Source organism: Paenibacillus sp. lzh-N1, from assembly GCF_002872435.1.
Classification (GTDB): Bacteria; Bacillota; Bacilli; order Paenibacillales; family Paenibacillaceae; genus Paenibacillus; species Paenibacillus polymyxa_C.
This window is the reverse complement of record NZ_CP025696.1, coordinates 3,414,683-3,430,562: the sequence shown is the minus strand read 5'-3', so window position 1 is coordinate 3,430,562 and position 15,880 is coordinate 3,414,683. Positions and strand designations below refer to the sequence as shown.

Sequence of the window (15,880 nt, the reverse complement as noted above, 5' to 3'; positions counted from 1 at the left end):
TTCCCCTTCCTGTATTCCAAGATCCATTTTTTCAACCTGTGAACTGATTTTTGAAAACCTGCGTTTGCTCTAGAATCACCCACTGATTCAGCTCGTCGTAGCCTTGGACAATCGCCGTGACCTCATGCCTCGGATACATCCACTCAGATGGGGTCTTTTCCGCATATGAATGAGTGTCTGCCAATCCGACTGCATTGTGCTGGAAAATATGAATTAGTGTTCCGTGTGGAAAAAAGGCTTCAATATATCCAGTTACCTTAGTCCCAACCGGCAGTGCGGTTTTGACTTGATGCCATTCCTTGTTGGAGGTGTGAAGATTGCTGGACCAGATTTCTTCAAACTCTTTTTTTGTAATTTTCGTATAATAGGGCTCTGTATCATCAATCGCTTTCTCTGCTAACAAGAAATGATATTGCTCGTGCTTACGATTAGAAGCAATATACGTGCCATCATCCTGGATCACAATTTGCCGATAAGCTACGCCGTTTGAATCTATTTCAAAGTACCAGGTTCCCATGCCTGGTTCCGGACAATCTTTAAGATATTTCATTCGTACCTCCTAAAAGGATGTATAACCGTGTCATTTCATCTTTCTTTTTCCGCTATAAGTCCTTGTCAAATATGCGAGATATTCCGAACGCGTCAGTCCTCCTGTTTGGCGATTGAACTCATCGTATGAAATGTCTTCCGGGAATCCGAATTCGGCCAGTGCTTTTCGGCGCTCTTCCCGATACAACGGGTTATCCAGCGTGTGGTGCCACTCCCGCTCTTCCCAAGGACCAAAACAGTCTGCAATGACACCTGAATACACACCATTATTTAACAATTCGCGCGAAGACTTGAACACTGTCTTCCCTTCCGGTTTGGAAATTGTGCCCGTTCCCCAGGACAGTCTATATATTCTTTCTTTACTGCTATCTATGCTACTGCCGTAACCAATCGGAAACACAATATCCTCTTCCGCCAACGCTTTATGCCCTATCCGCTCGTAGGACCCTCGCATAAAGGAATCATCCATGACAATCCAGGTTGTATCAGATAACGGGGCGGCCGTGATGGATTCCAAAGTTATTGAACGGTCACGACTTGTACACAAATATGGACGTACGAATAAAGGCATCGTCATGACACTGTTCCATATGCTCTCCTTTGCAAACAACTGATCCTTTTGCATTTGGCGCAAATCTCCGACGACCAGTACATAGCCATCTGTAAAAAGGTCTATTTCCACGCGGAAGATGTCTCCCGGAATGGTTTTATAACGCAGGTTTTTCCTATGCTTCAATCGTTCCAGCTTACGATCATAGTCGTAAGGCACAAGCGACGGGTAACGTTGAAGCCAATCGATGATCTCTTCTTTACTATGTAAATGCTCACATCCAGTGATGGGCAATCTTACGCCTGTTTTGCTATTCACAGCAGTAACATAACTAATATTACGATCTCTTCGAATGCCTGCTGAAAAGGACACACCTTCTGCTGTGATGCTCGAAACACTTGTATAATTCAGTTTTTTCTCTTTGCCACGAGCCGTTTTAGGCAGAACAAATGCCCGATTACGAGTAAAAATCTCTACATCAGCTTCTCCATAAGCATCCTCTTTGGAAGAAATTCGCTTGCGAATAACATCTCCATCCATACAAATAAAATATCCTTCTTTAATTTCTACTACGTCCCAATGTTCTTCCAGCGTCTCCAGCCCAAAATAGGGTCGTAACGCGTTCGTTAACCAACTATTCATCTGCTCCTCCTGTTCCGAGTATAATTCAGTAGACTTCATTTCTGTTATTCCAGAAATTATAACATAACACGGAATGTAGCTCGTTTATTCATACATTGTTCCAGCTTGGACCAACTCCTCCTGAATCCAGCTACTGCTGGTAGACAGTTGGAGCAAGTCGGCCGTGATCTGCTTGATCTGTTCTTGCAGCACGTATGGCTGATCTGTTCCTTCCAGAAAGCGACTCACAAAATGAAGAAAAACGTCTACCTTCCTAAGCAGCATTAACACAGGCAAAGCGTCAACCTCGGATTGGCTCAAACGAACCTGGCGGCTGAAGCCCCGGCAAAAATCATGAACAGCTGTCGTTTCCTCCGGTTGTCCCAAAAATCCTGATAAAATGACCGCCGGATCCATGACCCGTACGTCCAGCGTACAAAATTCAAAATCAAGCAGTGCAGCCACCTGACTAGGGTCAGAATCCTTTACCAACAAATTGGAAGCGTTCAAATCTCCATGTACAAGCTGATGCGGCAAGTCTTCCAATGCATGAAGTGAATCTATAATCTCTTCATATACTTTTCCTATCAAACGCAGCTCCTCATGTAAATCTTTTAGAGGCTCCGGCGGGTTTAAACAAAAGCCTTGGATTACTTCCCGGTTACATAATGGATAGGATTGCTGCAAAGCATAATACGGCCGATAGACTGGAGTCATATCAAGATTAAGTGTTGCAAGTGCAGCAGATAATTCGCCAGCTGTCTCGCCAAAAGAATAGGCAAAGCTAGGATCCTGCTCCGATGGGGATGTGCCTTCTATGTATTCGAACAGACACACATATTTGCCACTATCCTTCTCAACCTGTGCAAGTGTCTCTCCCGTAATCGTTCGGATTGGCATTGGAACCCTGAATGATAGAGAATGCCTGCTCAGTTCCTGCAAAACCGCATGCTCAAATTCGATTTTGTTCCGATCCCTGTGTGTATCGTAGATGCGCAGCACCCCACTTCGCCCACCGCTCTTAACAAAATACGTCGTATTATTCCAACCTCCGGTTCGTCTCTGTAGTGTCCCGTCCCACTCCGGCCAGTGCCGTCTTAATACCGCTTCCAAAATGTATCCTCCCTATTAAACATCCGCTTATGAATTTGCAGTTATTATAACAAATATAGACGCCCATTAGAATTGGACGTCCTTGTGTATCCTTCATTTCCTCATTTGTTTGTTTCGGATATTCTGCGGGGTGGCACCATACGCTGTTTTAAATTTTTTATAGAAAAAACTCATGCTGTTATATCCGACCTGCTTAAAGATCATTTCGAATGGCAGGTTGGTATTCACTACCAAAGAATAGGCCGCATTAAGTTTAATGTTGGCAATAAGCTGCGTGTAAGTAAGACCGGTTACTTTTTTCAACTTATTACTTAAATACGTACTATTGTAATTAAAATGAGTAGATAATTGCTGGAGGCTTAAATGCTGATAATGCTCTTCCATGTAATTCAGAATAGAAGTAATATTACTTTCCTGCTGGTTTAAGTGAATATTATGCTCGCTTTCCAATACACGGACCAATTCCCCAAATACAATGGGCAAATAAGCCTTGACCAGCTCCATTGAATCCTCTTGCCTGGAAAAATATTCGATCAAGATTCTACGCAATATATATTGAAGGTTTTCATTATGCTGTGACTCAAAAATAATAAAGTGATTATGATGCTGATGCTGGAGGACTGAATTGGCAAGAAACTCGCCGATCAAACTTTTTTTCTTAGATAGCCGCTGTAGAAATAGGGATGAAATCGTTTCTCTTTGCAGGAGGATATTAATCAGTATATCGTTTTCTCCCAAAGGTGCGATGCTGTGCGGCACATCCTTATCGAGGACACACACTTGGCCTTCACAAAGCTCAATTTCTTTACCCGCTATGATTTGGTTGCACTTACCTGAGTAAACATAGTTTAATTCAATAAATTCATGCATGTGCTCCAGCATCGGAGCAAACCTGTTGTGCTTGCTAATATAAATATCATGTTCTCCGAAGAAAAATAAAGCAGGCATTCGATACATATTCTGATTTATATCAAAAAATCGCTCATTTTCCGATTCTTTGGAGAGATCATTAATCACTTGATTGTTTTGCTGTTGTAAAAGCTCAATTTCAGTTTTACTTCTCAGCAACTGATCCAGCTCATGAAGGTTCATAAACACAGACTCCTCCTTCAGACTCCCATTAACTGTGAACTGCCGTCTGTGTTTTGCTTCCCTTTCCTCTAATAGCGATTCCCAGACAGAGGAGCGCAGCAATCATAAATACAATCGCAGAGACGAGAAAGGAAAATGAGGCAGTTTCATTCCCAGACAACACCCCAACTAACTTGATAACATAAGGCGAAGCAAACGCTCCCAAATTGGAGCCTACCATTGCAATCGAAATAGATATCGTCTCACTGCCTTTAGGTACGATTTTAGTTAGTATCGTAAAAATATAAGGAATAAACAGCGCAAAGCTAAAGCCAATGATCAGCATGGCAACCGTAACCATGGTCACATTCTGAGCAAACCACAGCAGGACAAAACCTGTCGCTGTTAATAAACTGGAGATAAAAGGTGCGTAATTTCTGAACCATTTATATATTCTACCGAACAAGAAGCCTGCAATCATAGTTGATAAGGAGAACAGCGTCAAAGCGGTCCCTAAAAACCCTGCGTTAGGCATACTCTTTTCAGCAATCATAATACCTGTTTTGGTATACACAATCATGATAAAGGTCATAAACAGGAAAAGTGCAGCCCCTAATCCAAGTACAGGTAGGGACATTCCCCCGCTCTTGTGGCCCGTTCCTGTCGTGCTCGCTGTAGGCTCCTCACGCTCTGGTTCAGGAATGATAAAAAAGAACAACAGTGCGATAGGAATAGTGATCGCATAGCACAAAAAAGCAAACGGCCAGTCGATTAGGGCAAGCTGTCCTGCCACGAAGGTAGCCAAGCTGCTTCCGAGCCCTTGTACAGCGCTTTGAAAGCCTACCAATTGAGCACGTTCGTCCCCTTCAAAAAAATCACTAATTAAACTGACAGCCAGCGAATTGAACATCCCCAGACCTGCACCTAACACCAAACGCAACGCGAGAATCCATGTAATGTTCGTAGTGAGCATAGGAAGTATTCCGCCGATGACCACGAGCAAAAGTCCTAGCAGGACTGTATTTTTTTTACCCAAGCGGGAAGAGATCGGACCACTGAGCAGCACAAACAGCATCATCGAGAAAGATGGGATTGTAACTATGCTTTCAATCAGTGAACTGGAGACTCCCGGTAATTGGTTCAGCATCATCGGGATGATAGCTGAAATAGCACTCGCTGATGTCAGGACTAAGGAAATGGACAACAATGCTGTTTTAAACCATATTTTGTTTTTAATATTCATCAAGCTTCTCACCTCTAGTCTATGTTATTTAGCCTCTGGTTGTATTTGTACTGGAACGTATACTGTCCAGATCCGACGGTAAACGTCAATTCATGATCTCCACTCAGTTGGAAAATCGCCTGTTCTCCGGGAGAACCTAATTTCCCGGCCAGCTCTTGTGGTACATTACCAGGCGGATACTGAATCGACGGGTATTGCGTAGTAATGGTCTGTTGTAATGCATCTGGCTCTAGAACGCCCGGAAGCGTAATCTCAGCTGTCGTATTATGTGGTACGTGAACCGTCATCCGCATTTCTTCATTCACGATTTCCCAATGGACAGCAAGCTCACCATAAGGTGTCTCCAGCTTGCCATGGGCCGAAGTAAGATTAACAGGCGGTTTGGGTGCTAACCGCGACTTTTTGTAGCCCGCTTCAAGTACATTGATTCCGGCAATATTTTGGTACATAAAGTCTCCAACTGAACCGTACGAATAGTGATTGAACGAGTTCATATCGGTGCTCCAGAACGAGCCGTCCACTTTGATACTGTCCCAATGCTCCCACATGGTTGTGGCCCCACGTTCAACCTGATAGAGCCAAGAAGGATAATCTTTCTGGAATAAAATTTTATAAGCTACATCTGTATAGCCATTGTCGGATAAAACCAGGCATAGATAGGGTGTGCCTACAAAGCCGGTATCCAGATGCATATCATTTTTTTCTATCAGCCGTACGAGCTCCTGAACCACTTGCTTTTTATATTTTTCTGGTACCAATCCGAAGTGCAAAGCCACAACCTGTGCAGTCTGGGTATTAGAAGTCAGTTTGCCAGCGTCATCAAAATAACGGTTCGCAAAAGCGCTTCTAATCCCCTCATGCAAGCTTTGATAGGTGTTGTAATCGGTATACCGATTCAGCAGTTTGGCCGTCTGCGCCAAGATATGAGTCGAATACGCAAAGTATGCAGTCGCTACCAGCGTTCCATCAGTCGCTCCAAAATAGCTTCCTTCCTCGCTATCCAGCGCCAGCCAGTCTCCCAGCTGCAAACCAGTATCCCACAGATGTTCCTCGGTCCCCTGGGCACGAATATAATCGACCCATGCTTTCATACTGTCATACTGCTGAGCTAGAATTTGCTTATCCCCATAACATTGATAGATCGTCCACGGACATATAACCGCTGCATCTCCCCATGCGGCTGTCGTTTGGTCCATATTGTCTGCAAAGGTTCCTTTGAGGACATCCGGCACGACAAAAGGCACAGCCCCATTCTCCAGCTGGTTGTAAGCCAAATCTTTCAGCCACTTTCGAAAGAAGGAAGCACTATTCATATTGAAGCTGGCCGTTCTGGCAAAAATCTGTGCATCGCCGGTCCAGCCTAGTCGCTCATCACGTTGCGGGCAATCGGTCGGCACATCCAGGAAGTTCCCCTTTTGTCCCCATACAATATTGTGCTGGAGTTGGTTCAGCTTTGGATCGGATGTCTCGAACAAGCCAATTGTCGCCATGTCTGAATGCAAAACAACGCCTGTAAAATCTTCAATGGCTACGCCAGCCGGAAAGCCCTCAAGCTTCACATACTGGAAGCCTTGAAAAGTGAAATGCGGCCTAAATATCTCCGTCCCCTTGCCGCTGCAAATGTACGTAATCTGCTGCGCTGCATCACGAATATTATCTCGGTAAAAATTCCCTTGCTGATCCAGCACTTCACCATGAACCAGATTCAGAACCGTACCTTCGGGGGCTTCCACTTTAAATTCCAACCAGCCTACCATATTTTGACCCAAGTTAAGTACTAATTCGCCTTTAGGAGTCCGAATCAGTTCAACAGGCTTTAATCGGTTCATTACACGGACAGGCTCGTTCTCCTGAGCAACCAGATGACTTAACGGAAACGGGACGACCTGCATCATTTTCCGTTCGTTCAAGAAGCGATGTTCGGCTGCCTGCTGCTCCAGTCGAGCATCATAGATTTCGCCGTTATAAATATCTGACATCAAAATGGCACAGCTCGTTTCCTCCCAGGAAGAATCAGAGCAAATGAGTTCTGAATGGCCATCTTCATAGCTAATCTTCATTTGAAATAGCAAAGCATTCGTGTTCCCGTAGGTATCCTTGCGCTTTTGCCAGCCTAGATAGCCGCTGTACCAGCCTTCTCCCACCGTTGCTGTGATGCGGTTATGTTGTTCTCGAACGGTAGAAGTCACATCATAGGCTTGCACCTGAACACGATCGTTATAATCTGTCCATCCCGGGGTAAAGTAGGCATCGCCTACTCTTTGTCCATTGAGCTCCAGCTCATACAGACCAAGGCTTGTGGCATAAATGACTGCTTTTTTCACTTTTCCCACAACCAAAAAACACTTGGAAGCGGCAAAAGGGGCTCTTGTCTGAAACTTTTCATGAATGCTTCGCTCCTTCACTGTAATCCATTGTGCCTTCCAGTCCTGCTCATGAAGCAGCCCCATTTCCCAAAAGCCAATCTCACTCCATTCCGATTCCTCCGGTTCGGTGTCACCCGCTCCCTGAGCCCATACTTTTACCCGGTAATAATATCTTTGTCCTGATTCGAGTGGAGGACCTTCATAGGGAAACAGAATGGATTGTTCCGAATAGGAAAAATGATTCCAGAGCAGCGGTTCAAAAACAGGATTTATGGATACCTGCAATTGGAAGCGTTTTTGGAAAACATATATGTTGTCAGATTCAATTTGCCAACTTAATCGAGGCTTTAGACAACCCATTCCAATCGGATTGTTTACATGTTCACATCTAAGCGCTTTCACTTTTAGCATTCTTATGTCCTCCCTGAGATTTTCTTTTGTGTTTCTATACCCAAATTAAAACGCTTTCATTAGTTGTGCGCAATGTTGTATCCCTGCATGTTGTATGCTTGATTTACAGGTGATGAATGTCCATCCCTCATATTGAATCTTAAAATGGGTCTATTAGAAAAATATGTACGTGTGACAGCGCAGTACTCAAAAGGAAAACTCTTGTTTTTTGTACATATGGATTGTAGTATTAAGCCGATCCGTGAAAGGAGAATTACAGTAATGGAAACGAACTACAAAAAGCTGCTGGATCAGATGATGGCACCCTATGATGAAATGCTGCAGAGTCTAATAAGTGATCACGCCGATTTTTCGAAGGTTGACTATTTGGAGCAACACAGTGAGGAATATGGAAAAAGTGATGCCAATTATACCAATCGCTTGAAGGTGCTTTTGGCTATGTATAATCGTGAGGATCGATATGCCCCGCATTACGAACCGATTGTGAGAAGGCTGCTCGTTAATGAGATTATAGATAGGGAAACGAACAGTTTTCAAGGGATTGGAGATGCTCTGCATTATGCCGTTTTTTTACTGCAAAAGTATGAGCGTGAACAGGACCAAATTTTGTTCCAGCAGGCCAAGAAAGCCAATTTCGATACATACGCCGGGTTTGATCCTGCGTTGATTTTGGAAACATATTTGTTCAGCAAAGATACAGCTGATCTTGAAGATTGCATCAATATCGCGAGTGAACTCGGGGAAGATGTATACCTATCATTATTTATTGATATGTGGATCAGAGAGCAGACGGATTGGGACAAAGAAAATTTGCGGACACTCGTTTATCATGAGAGATGGCGCAACCATGCAGAAGGCGAAATTGAAGCTCTCAAAAAGCTGGCCGAAATGGAGAAAATAGAAGAAAATCCTAGTAACTACTGTTCTACTGCATCCAGCTTGGCAGAAAAGCTCATTAAAACAGGACGATGGGATGAAGCTTGGGAAACGATGGCAACCATCATTCCGCTTATTACGAAGGAAAAAGAATGGTTCCTGTACGGACTTGGCCGCAATATAATTACAGCCTGTATCCACATCATCATGCATTTTGGAGCAAAAAGCCGACAGGCTACTTCGTTATGGCAAACGATAAAAGGGGTTCTTCAACCTGCCGCTAACAATATGGGGACCATTCAATATCAGCTTGCTGTATCTGTCAGCAAATTTATGGGTGATACCAAATTGGAGCAAAAGTTACTCAGGATTCGGAAGCAACGTCAATAATCCAGTTGCCATAAGGAGCCTGTCGCATGCAATGTAAAGAACGAGGCATTTGACCCAGCAGCTCGCTTTCCAGTTGCCCCTCGAAGCGAGGGGCAGCGAAAATACGGATTGCAGTACATTGCCTTCCTCTACAGATTTCCGGTCACGATAATACCATCTGCTTGCTTCAAATGCGCTCTGACCCATGCTGTAAAGGAATCGATAAATATGCGTAATTCTGGCTCCTTGGCAGGCCAAGCATCCAATTCTGTTAATATTTCATGCCATACCGACGCCTGAATCGGATTATCCCAGCAGGCATCAAAAGCCTCATACGTTTCCCCCGTGTCAGGATCGACAAGTGGATATTTGGACTTTAACACAGACAGCACGATATCAAAGTCATCTGCGTAGATGAAGATCATCTCCTCCAGCTTTGGCTCATCTGTATCTCCATAGCGCAGCGGTTCAAAAGTATATCCAATATTGGCTCTTGGACCACTATAGCGATAGATTAGTGTCTGAATCTCTGTTTTTCCTTTCTTAGTCACTCTCTCTTACTCCTCTCTTCGGCTACAACTCGAACCAATCCGCAGTGCATTTCTCTTCTTCCAGTGCCCTACACATTCCTTCCCTCAACCTCATCGCATCTCCGCCGCCGATATGAAATAGACAATAGATATAAGGTTCATCATCTTCTAACCCTTCAATATTTCTTGCCTCTTCCACTGAAATCTGAAGCGCTTCAGGCCAATCAGAATTATTCTGAAGCAGAACAAAGCCATCCTCATCCCTTTGCATCCGATATCCCTCAATCCTAGGCAATGCTTCAGCTAAGCGTTCCATTAGCGCTTTAATATCCTTAACATCTGCGACCTTAATTCCATACTCCCACCCCATCTGCATTCCTCCAATTTTATGAACTTCTCCTTAATTAGAACCACCCCTAAATTGGGTTTCACCTTCTCATTCACCTCAGGAAATTCACTTGGATTCAGTCATAGTCCGCATATAAGAGGTATTCCTTGCAATGCCTGCACTGAAATAAATAACCCCGAAACGATCCGTCACGTTCCATGCTTTCCCGTATTCGACTCTTAGCCTCTTTTTCATTATACAAAGCCAAAATAGGCATAAACATCAGGTTGACATCATTTTCTATCCCTCTACTGACAAGCTCCTTCCAGCCCACAAAATCTATAAAAACACAGTAGTCATCACAGTGATCCAGCCACGCGGCGGTCTGCCATGCCTCATAACCGGGAGTCCGATGCAGTAACTCATCCAGTTTTGGTTCCTCCAGTTGTGCACAGCAAGCAGGGTCATGAAATGTTCCCTGTAGCATGCTCGCTTTCTAAGCCCTCAAGCTCTTCCTTCAATTGGTACATGGCTTGTACAGCCTCGGGACTGGGTGCGTACAAACTATATCTTTTGTTTAGTGCCACCCATTTTTGCTGGATTTCCATAAGCCCCTCACTTCCTTCTGATTTTCCTGAAATTTCTTATAATTTATTATAATAGATATAGGCTTCCGGTGAGTATACCCCGGAAGCCTATGGATTCATCTAACCACTCTTTTATTTATTTTGCCTTCTGAGGCACACGCTCACTATTCCCGTTTCTTTTTCTCACTACCAACATAATAACAGCCATAACAGCTACCAAGACTGCTATAAGCGTAAAGGGAATATATTTGTCCACTCGATACAAGGTGGTCGTCAAAATAGGAGCAATGATCGCGGAAATTCCCTGTACCGCAGCTACCAGCCCCGCTGCTCCCCCTTGCTGCTCTTGACTGACCGAAAGCGAAGCACCTGCCATAAAACCGGGCATCAGTAAGCCTGTGCCTATGCCAAACATAAAGAATGCTGCATAGTAAACGGCCAAGCTGGCTGAAATCAGAAATAATGCCATTCCAGCAATTAGGAATAGAGAACCAAGCAAAATCATCGGTTTAGGCTGCCATTTAAGCCATTTCATCTGGATGATCTGCACAATCAGCATCGCTGCCCCGGAGAACATAAGTCCAAAGGACACGACTCTTGCTGTTTCTTCGGATGTAAGACCTAACTGATCTTGAAAATAAAAACCACCTATAACCTGAATAGTCACAATACTTATCATCGTAACCAATCCTGCAAACAAATACATTCTTAGACCTGGCTGGAGGGGGTTAATTCGAGCGGGTTTTTGCTGAATAACGGGCTGGGCCGCCGGAATCGCCAGCAGAGACACCACGAATGCAACAGCGGCAATGACAATTCCAAAATATAAGGGCCATAACAGCCCTATTAAAGTAAAAGCACCTGCAATCGCGGGGCCAAATACCAGCCCAAGCCCATTCGCCGCACTAATAATAGCCATACCACTTCCACGCTCTTCTCCTTCCGTTACATCCCCCATATAAGCTTGAGACGATGACAACACCGCCGGGATAAAGCCGCCAATTAAGCCGCGTGTAACAATCAGCAGGACTAACAGCAGCCCCCCACTAAGCCAACCATTTAATCCTGCAAAAAGAGTAAGTGTAAACAACAGACAGCTTACACACATCCCTATGAAACCAAGCAGAATCACCGGCTTGCGTCCCTTTGCATCACTCAGATTTCCCCATACTGGAGCCATTAAGACCATCGTTATAGAACCAAGCGATATAATTAATCCGGAATGGCTTTCTCTTAAGCCTAATTCACGAATAAGGGGCGGCATAATTGGAGCAATGAGCATGAGCCCTAGCATAGCCACAAATACACTGAAAAAGATGCTCCCTTTTATTCTATTCATCCTCGCACACTCCTCTGTTAAAGATTCTCTCTATGCAGAAGTATACGGAGCATACCAAAACGCTACTGCCTATAGACGGATAAATTTGCGGTTAAACGGATTTAATTTTGCGTATAAAACAGCAGCCAGTCTGAGAGGGCTTCATTTCCTGGCATGTTATTACGATATATGATGTACAGTCTTTTGCCTTTAGTAATTAGCGTAGCTGTGGGTTGAGTCTGTATATCGATGTCTAAGGGGGAAATCTCAGTGAAAACAAAAATAGGATCAATCATGAAGGTAAGATCATTAAGAACGAAGTTAACCATAATGTGCTTGATTATTTTAATTGTACCCACATTCGTGATTGGAATCAGTTCTTATGTTGTTTCCAAGAATGAAATGAATGAATCAGGCAAAGTAGCACTTAAGAATAGTGTGCAAATGGTAATTGGTATGATTAGTTTCCTCAATGGGCAAGTCGAAGCCGGTAATTTAACATTGGAAGAAGCACAGGAAAAACTGCGCATCGAGCTGCTCGGTGTAAAAGATGCTAATAACAAAAGAACGGTAAAGATTAAATATACTGTAGGTAAAACAGGTTATCCGTGGGCAGTCAACCAAGATGCCGTTTCAGTGATGAACCCTTCAAATGAAGGCCAGGATTTAATAAATGCCGTATCGGAAGACGGTGTGCATGTGGGAAAAGAGTTTGTAGAAGCCGGTACAAACGGCGGGGGATTCGTCACTTATAAATGGGCTTTACCTGGTACAGATCAAGTGGAGACGAAAATTTCGTACGTTGAAAGGGATCCTTATTGGGGATGGATCATCGGCTCTGGAGCATATTTTAACGAATTTAACAGCGGGGCGACCAAGGTCCTTTATATTGTCCTGATTATTACGACTATTGCAGTTATTCTGGGAGCAATTATCGTAAGCTTTGTTTCGGGACGTTTTACGAAGCCTATTATCATGATTGCAAAGCGGCTTAATGCAGTTGCGGACGGTGATTTAACGGTCGAAGAAGTCAAAATGAATTCAAAAGATGAGGTTGGCGAGCTGGCACAGGATTTCAATCATATGATTAAAAATATTAGATATTTGATCGGTGAAGTAAACCTGTCCACAAAGCAGGTAGCAGCTTCCTCGAAAGAATTAACCCTTGGTGCAGAGCATACTGGGCAGGCAACCGAGCATATCACCATCGCGATTCAAGAATCGGCGGCCGGTGCGAAGGAGCAGCAACTGATGCTCCAGAAGACAACCAGCTCGCTTGAGGAAATTTCAATAGGCATGCAGCGGATCACGGATAGCTCCTTGACTATTGCTGAATCGTCTGCAGACGCGATGGAAATGGCGAGCCTTGGCGGTACTGCTGTACAACATACGGTGAAGCAAATGGACTTGATTAACCATTCCGTCAATGAAACCGATGCGGTTATGAGAATGCTGGATGAACGCACTCAACAGATCGACACGATGCTACATGCCATTACGGATATCGCACAGCAGACCAATCTGCTTGCCTTAAATGCTTCGATTGAGGCTGCCCGTGCAGGCGAAGAAGGCCGCGGTTTCTCCGTAGTTGCTTCAGAGGTAAGAAAGCTGGCCGAACAATCGAACCAGTCTTCCGGGCAGATTTCCGAGTTGATTCAGAATATGCGCAAAGATATGGAGCATTCGCTTAAGACCATGGAACGCGTAAAACAGGATGTAGACTCCGGCATTAAAATTGCCAATGAGACGGAGCAGCAGTTTAATAAAATTGTGGCGTCCACCAATCATATCGCACAGCAAACGGAAGAGCTCGCGAGCATCACGGAGCAAATAACCGCAAGTGTCCAGGAGATTTCGGCAAGCGGAGAGAACGTATCAAGTCTGGCACTCCAAGCAGCGGACAACTCGCAGAATATTGCAGCGTCTGCAGAAGAGCAGCTGGCTTCGATGCAGCAGATCACCAGCCTGGCAACGACCTTGTCGGATATGTCACAAAGGTTACAAGATCTAACGGTCAAATTTAAATACTAACGGAAATAAGTCTTTCCAAAACATCGCTCTAAACTGTTCTTCTATTATGAGGTCAACCGGTTCTTTCTGGTTGACCCTTTTTGCATTGTTCTGAGGAATTACTGAAAAGGCTTGCAAATCATGATCCCCTTCTAGCGATGTGAATTGGGCACGGTTTTTGTTGATTTGGTTCAGAATTGGTTCAGAGGCATTTAGTATAGTAATTCAGTAGTGTAAGAAAATCATATTCGTAGGTTAGTCATCATGGAGATCTTAGTAAGCTCATCGTGACACCGGAAATTTATGGAGGAAGTTTATGAGTAAATTCAAGTCTTTTTGTTTAACTTATCTTGCTGTTATCGTCTTATTTGGAACCTGGACATGGAGTTTTTCCGAGAGTACTGTGTATGCAACCTCCTCACTAGCACCTCGTGTAACGGATGCTGTGTATGCTACTGAAACCACGGTAACGAGTTGGACAAATCCTTCTAAACAAGGTCAATCCGTAACGTTTAGCATCAAAACCATCTCAACCCCACAAATTACGAAAGATTTAACCGGCTCGGTTATCCTTATGGACGGTACGGATATATTAGATACGCTGACGATGAGGCCAAATGGCATTGCGAATGGATATGCCACTGCGACCTACACCACAAGCGATTTAAGTGTGGGAAGTCATCCGATTACAGCTATTTATAGTGGGGATGCTCGATTTGCCCCCAGTACATCTGAGCCTTACGTTCAGGTCGTAAATGCATCTACACCTACGACTACACCTTCTCTGAGATTTACAGTAACTACAGTACTGAGTTCGCCAAATCCGTCTAGTCACGGCCAAGAAGTAAGGTTTAGCGTGAGGACAACTTCAAACCCACAAACTTCGGGCGATTTAACCGGAACAGTCATCCTTATGGACGGCACGAATATATTAGATACGCTGACGATGGAGCCAGTCGGCATTTCGAATGGTTATGCCAATGCGTACTACACTACAAGCAACTTAAGTGTGGGAAGCCACCCGATTACTGCTATATACAGTGGAGATGTTCGATTCGCGCCGAGTACCTCTGAAGCGTATGTACAGGTTGTAAACGGAGATGCAGGCACTGGTGGTACTGGAAGTACGAGCGGAACCGGTGCTACTACTGGTAACGAAAGCAGCAGTAGCAATAAAAAAGATAAGAAGGATAACGCGGATAGCAGTGATTCATCTTTTTCCAGTGAAACAACCACATCTTCATCACCATCGGTTTCAACAACGGATGTACCGACTCCGGAAATCATGCCCGTAGAGCAATCCGAGGTTGCGCATGAAAAATATATAACGGGTTATCAGGATGGTACATTCCGACCGGACCAGTCCATTACACGAGCTGAAACCGCCGCGATGATGGCTAGAATTATGAAGCTGGAGACAAAAGAAGGCTCAACGACATACAAAGATGTACCTAACATGTATTGGGCAAAGGATTCGATTATAGCGCTTACGACACAGCACCTCATGAATGGATATGCAGATGGAACATTTCGGCCAGAGCAACCCATTACCCGTGCAGAAATGGCAGCAATACTCGCATCCTGGAAGCAGCTTAAAGGTACACAAACCGCAGCGTCTCCCTATACCGATATCGAAAAGCATTGGGCAAGAGATTCCATTGTAGCGCTAGCTAATGCAGGATGGATTACCGGTTATAACGACAACAGCTTCCAACCCAATAAATATATAACACGAGTAGAGACTGTTACCATTTTGAACACTATCTTAAAGCGAGGACCCCTGGAAGGAACAATTCAGGCTACTTGGAAGGATGTACCAGTAGATTACTGGGCATTCAAAAATATTGAAGAAGCGTCTCGTACCCATACTTCAACCATCAATTCAGAGGGTACAGAAACTTTCGTGAAATAAGCACCAAATAAAAAGCTGGCATCCTT

General features: G+C 44.2%; 14 protein-coding genes. 3 read left to right on the top strand and 11 right to left on the bottom strand.

All coding sequences use genetic code 11. The features are described from left to right. Nucleotides 1-31 precede the first annotated feature (31 nt). The 6 genes from C0638_RS15595 to C0638_RS15570 form a co-directional block, all read right to left on the bottom strand. Nucleotides 32-550 carry a hypothetical protein gene (locus tag C0638_RS15595; protein WP_025679212.1) on the bottom strand — a complete coding sequence of 173 codons (519 nt, stop codon included), beginning with the start codon at nucleotides 548-550 and terminating at the stop codon, nucleotides 32-34. 30 nt (nucleotides 551-580) lie between these two features. After that, nucleotides 581-1,741, bottom strand: a complete 1,161-nt coding sequence (locus tag C0638_RS15590) for an immunity 26/phosphotriesterase HocA family protein (protein ID WP_025679214.1) — start codon at nucleotides 1,739-1,741, stop codon at nucleotides 581-583. Nucleotides 1,742-1,825: 84 nt separating this feature from the next. Then, the gene (locus C0638_RS15585; protein WP_082689597.1) at nucleotides 1,826-2,833 is read right to left on the bottom strand and encodes a phosphotransferase enzyme family protein; all 1,008 of its coding nucleotides are present in this window, start codon (nucleotides 2,831-2,833) and stop codon (nucleotides 1,826-1,828) included. A 93-nt stretch (nucleotides 2,834-2,926) separates the two neighbouring features. Next, complete coding sequence (locus C0638_RS15580; protein WP_016324605.1) at nucleotides 2,927-3,925, bottom strand: AraC family transcriptional regulator; 999 nt, start codon at nucleotides 3,923-3,925, stop codon at nucleotides 2,927-2,929. Between the two features lie 28 nt (nucleotides 3,926-3,953). Further along, nucleotides 3,954-5,147 (bottom strand): MFS transporter, encoded by a 1,194-nt coding sequence (locus tag C0638_RS15575; protein WP_013372350.1) that lies wholly within the window; start codon nucleotides 5,145-5,147, stop codon nucleotides 3,954-3,956. Between the two features lie 14 nt (nucleotides 5,148-5,161). Then, a complete protein-coding gene (locus C0638_RS15570; RefSeq protein WP_058710270.1) occupies nucleotides 5,162-7,924 on the bottom strand; it encodes an alpha-L-rhamnosidase in 2,763 nt (920 codons plus the stop codon). 261 nt (nucleotides 7,925-8,185) lie between these two features. Between C0638_RS15570 and C0638_RS15565 the strand changes: the two genes are divergently transcribed. Beyond that, nucleotides 8,186-9,190, top strand: coding sequence for a hypothetical protein (locus C0638_RS15565; RefSeq protein ID WP_058710271.1), 1,005 nt, complete (start codon nucleotides 8,186-8,188; stop codon nucleotides 9,188-9,190). A gap of 128 nt (nucleotides 9,191-9,318) precedes the next feature. Here the strand turns inward: C0638_RS15565 and C0638_RS15560 are convergent, their stop codons facing one another. The 5 genes from C0638_RS15560 to C0638_RS15545 form a co-directional block, all read right to left on the bottom strand. Further along, nucleotides 9,319-9,720 carry a hypothetical protein gene (locus C0638_RS15560; protein WP_029515491.1) on the bottom strand — a complete coding sequence of 134 codons (402 nt, stop codon included), beginning with the start codon at nucleotides 9,718-9,720 and terminating at the stop codon, nucleotides 9,319-9,321. 22 nt (nucleotides 9,721-9,742) lie between these two features. Beyond that, the gene (locus C0638_RS15555; RefSeq protein ID WP_058710272.1) at nucleotides 9,743-10,069 is read right to left on the bottom strand and encodes a hypothetical protein; all 327 of its coding nucleotides are present in this window, start codon (nucleotides 10,067-10,069) and stop codon (nucleotides 9,743-9,745) included. A gap of 94 nt (nucleotides 10,070-10,163) precedes the next feature. Further along, on the bottom strand, nucleotides 10,164-10,514 hold the full coding sequence (locus C0638_RS15550; RefSeq protein ID WP_013372355.1) for a CbrC family protein: 351 nt from the start codon (nucleotides 10,512-10,514) through the stop codon (nucleotides 10,164-10,166). After that, nucleotides 10,492-10,635: a hypothetical protein gene (locus C0638_RS25190; protein WP_158453334.1), complete on the bottom strand. Its 144-nt coding sequence runs from the start codon at nucleotides 10,633-10,635 to the stop codon at nucleotides 10,492-10,494. The genes C0638_RS15550 and C0638_RS25190 overlap by 23 nt, the downstream gene beginning before the upstream one ends. 115 nt (nucleotides 10,636-10,750) lie before the next feature. Next, nucleotides 10,751-11,953 carry an MFS transporter gene (locus C0638_RS15545; protein WP_102163612.1) on the bottom strand — a complete coding sequence of 401 codons (1,203 nt, stop codon included), beginning with the start codon at nucleotides 11,951-11,953 and terminating at the stop codon, nucleotides 10,751-10,753. A gap of 249 nt (nucleotides 11,954-12,202) precedes the next feature. On the opposite strand from C0638_RS15545, the gene C0638_RS15540 reads away from it, so the two are divergent. Next, nucleotides 12,203-13,963, top strand: a complete 1,761-nt coding sequence (locus tag C0638_RS15540; protein WP_102163610.1) for a methyl-accepting chemotaxis protein — start codon at nucleotides 12,203-12,205, stop codon at nucleotides 13,961-13,963. A gap of 295 nt (nucleotides 13,964-14,258) precedes the next feature. After that, on the top strand, nucleotides 14,259-15,854 hold the full coding sequence (locus C0638_RS15535; RefSeq protein WP_102163608.1) for an S-layer homology domain-containing protein: 1,596 nt from the start codon (nucleotides 14,259-14,261) through the stop codon (nucleotides 15,852-15,854). The last annotated feature ends 26 nt before the right edge of the window (nucleotides 15,855-15,880 follow it).